This is a genomic window from Gemella haemolysans (genome assembly GCF_028308085.1).
Classification (GTDB): domain Bacteria; phylum Bacillota; class Bacilli; order Staphylococcales; family Gemellaceae; genus Gemella; species Gemella haemolysans_D.
In genome coordinates this window covers 1-3,019 of the sequence record NZ_JAQMFS010000073.1, presented here as the reverse complement: position 1 = coordinate 3,019, position 3,019 = coordinate 1, and the positions used below count along the sequence as shown (strand labels likewise).

Sequence of the window (3,019 nt, the reverse complement as noted above, 5' to 3'; positions counted from 1 at the left end):
CTAAAACCTCCTTTGTATACTTATATTATACCATTTTAAGGATTTTATTTCAGTTAAAAAACAGGCTGTTGACCTATTTGTCAACAGCCTGAAAAAGTGTCTGAAAATATATTTTCAGACACTTTTTATATGCTATAATTTTCGTTAATATTATAACAAAGGAGAGCCTGTTAGTATTACTTTTTTTCATTATTAAAAGATATAAGAGAAAATTCAATTTTCATATCATTCTTAGTATCTTTATAATATAGTTCTGCTATATCTAATCCTATTTCATCTCTTGGCATCGGCTCTATTTGGGGCATATTATATAATGCTGTTGCCGGTATAAAATTATAGTATGAATTATACATTTCTTCAAATGCATTTCTATTGTTTATTTTATAATATCCATAGAAGCTTCCTATTAAAACTACTATTGTTATTATAAATATTTTCCATTTTTTACTTAGCTGTTTCATGAAAGCACCTACTTTTCATTATAGTAATCTTGTATGTCATTTTTATTATCTTCTAAACTTTTTATAAAGTTATAGGTTGGATGATGATTTTCTTTTATGTAATTTATATTACTTGGTACTCTTGCTATCCTTTTCCCCTCTACATCTACATATTTTTCACTAAGTTGATTGTAAATTTTATTTTTCATTTTTCAAGATCTATATTTTTTTAAATTCTTCTGCTCGATTGAGGATACCATTTTCAAGATTGTTGTAATATTCATTACTTACATTTATAAAATCAAGGTTTCTTTTTTTCATTATATTTATTATATTGACCGCATCTAAATCAGCCTTATAATCATCATTCCCTATACTTGGCTTAGTATCGGCTACATCTGTTGTATCACCTAACCACCCTGACATGTCATTTGTATTTTCATGTCCTCCACGCAAATCTGCAAGACGTGATTTTCCATACAGATGCGTAGCCATTGTAATATATTGATGAGAAAAGTCTGTTTTACCTTTAAACGCATCTATCTGTTTATTCCACAATTTTTCAAACTCATCCTCTGTTATTTCACGTCCTAATACCGTTTCCATAGTTTTTTTATATTGTGGAAGTAGTTCTTTTTGTATAGTATTATAGTAGCCATAATTTTCATGCTGTATTCTAACTTTATATTTTAAATATACGTATTCGCTTTCGGTTAGTTTGAAATTTATTGTCATTTGTTCCTTTATATCTAGATCTTTATACATTTGACCAGCTGTATTATTCCACATAAACCGTTTCAATAAACCGTTATCCTCATGACCATAACTCAACCCACCAAGTAATCTCGTAAACACATAGTCTTTTCTATCTTTTCTTATTTTAGGATTATTATAAATATTTCTTTTAAGCTTTACAATTATTCTTGCTGCTTTATCGTCAAAACCATATTGAACTTTTAAGGTCTCCTTATAGTCAAGCTCATCTTGGGTATAATCTCTTTCTTGCCATTTACCTTCTATTATATCCGTCCACTCCATCTCTTCTCTACTTGGTATTGAGAACGTTTTTGAAAAAGGACTCCATCTTTTTTCTGCTATTGCCATTCTTTGTTCAACTACATTCTCTAAAGCTTCTATGATTTTCCAAGTGTTATCCCCCCTATTAGAAATTGGGGGGGCATAGTTATTTTTTGACTCGAAAATTAAAAAATACAACGTCAATTTTCTTAACCGTGACCATTCTCTTTGATATGTTAATAGCCCTATTGTAGCATCTTACAACCATTTTGACTACTAAAAACAGGTCTTGTCTGACCGCAGATGACCGGCGATGACCGCATGGCTCCGATCATGCTATCGTCTATCTGCTAGACAAGACCTATGATTTTATATAAAGAGTTGATATTGCAATAATTTAACTTTTATGCTACAATGAGCATATACTAAATTTAGGAGGAATCAAAATGAAAATACTAAATATTATCGTTGGTGTTTTTTACTTAATCTTCGGATTATTCTTATGGAATCATCCTTTAGATACAATTGCTACATATTCAATTGCATTTGGGATAACACAATTATTAGCTGCCAGTGCACTCTTAATTTATAGCTTATATAAAAAGGTAAAACCTATTCCTTGGGGAAATATATTAGTATCCCTTGCAATTGGACTAAGTATGTTCTTAGTACCATTTGTTTCATTAATAGTTATTTTATGGATATTTATTTTTAGTTTTTTAAGTATGTCAATATTTCACCTTCAAAGCCTACTTAGAAACAGGGACCAAAAATGGTATATGATACAGATAGCTCTAGCAGTTTTAGGTATCATTTATTCTTTTATTATGTTATTAAATCCTATTGTAGGATTTGCAACTATAGCTAAAATATTAGCATTTGGAGTCATAACAAACGGTTTATCATATATTTTTTCGTTAAATAAAAATTAGCATAAAAAGTGTCTGAAAATATATTTTCAGACACTTAGATTGTTGACAAAAATACCGAAATATCAAGCTAGTATTGATGTTATGGTATTTTTTTTCAAAAAAAATAAGCCTTAAGGCAAAAATCCAGTAGTATTTAGTAGTATTAAGAGGGTTTATACCTCTCTTAATGCGATTGTTTTCATATTTTGGACGCAACAAGACAGCCAAGCGTACGACTGTACTTTGGCTTTTCCTCTATATCGTGCATACCTGTATCCGTGATTTTGTTTAGAATCCGCAAAGCTACGTTCTATTGTTTCTTTTCTTCTCTTATACAATAGTTTTCCTTCTTTTGATATACGTCTTAACCTAGCTTCATCATAATAATCCGCATTTATATGGCGTCTTATTATTTTCTTTTCGTTTTTATCATCACTCTTATATTGTTTATATCCATTTCTATCAATGTTTCTGTATCTAAATATTTCTCCTGTTCGTTTATCCACATATATATCTTTTTCTTGTAAGTATTTAAAATATTTGTTATCTTTTGATCTTGAGAATCTTCTATATCCTATTACTGAAAATATATTTTTTTTATCTAACTGTTTTAGTATGTCTAGAGAATAATATCCGCTATCTAACGCAACT

The 3,019-nt window shown here is 29.3% G+C and carries 5 protein-coding genes; 1 reads left to right on the top strand and 4 read right to left on the bottom strand.

The features are described from left to right. Positions 1-176: 176 nt before the first annotated feature. Genes PNO30_RS06120 through PNO30_RS06110 form a run of 3 tightly spaced genes read right to left on the bottom strand, consistent with a single transcriptional unit; the run spans position 177 to position 1,544 of the window. On the bottom strand, positions 177-461 hold the full coding sequence (locus PNO30_RS06120) for a TipC family immunity protein (protein ID WP_003147518.1): 285 nt from the start codon (positions 459-461) through the stop codon (positions 177-179). Between the two features lie 8 nt (positions 462-469). Continuing rightward, entirely contained in the window at positions 470-649 is a 180-nt protein-coding gene (locus PNO30_RS06115) for a hypothetical protein (protein WP_003147520.1), read from the bottom strand. 10 nt (positions 650-659) lie between these two features. Continuing rightward, entirely contained in the window at positions 660-1,544 is an 885-nt protein-coding gene (locus PNO30_RS06110; RefSeq protein ID WP_231124726.1) for a hypothetical protein, read from the bottom strand. A 359-nt stretch (positions 1,545-1,903) separates the two neighbouring features. Between PNO30_RS06110 and PNO30_RS06105 the strand changes: the two genes are divergently transcribed. Continuing rightward, positions 1,904-2,389 carry a DUF308 domain-containing protein gene (locus tag PNO30_RS06105; protein ID WP_003147523.1) on the top strand — a complete coding sequence of 162 codons (486 nt, stop codon included), beginning with the start codon at positions 1,904-1,906 and terminating at the stop codon, positions 2,387-2,389. Positions 2,390-2,541: 152 nt separating this feature from the next. Here PNO30_RS06105 and PNO30_RS06100 read toward each other — a convergent pair. Beyond that, a partial coding sequence (locus PNO30_RS06100; RefSeq protein ID WP_271987545.1) for a transposase occupies positions 2,542-3,019 on the bottom strand: 478 nt, incomplete at its 5' end.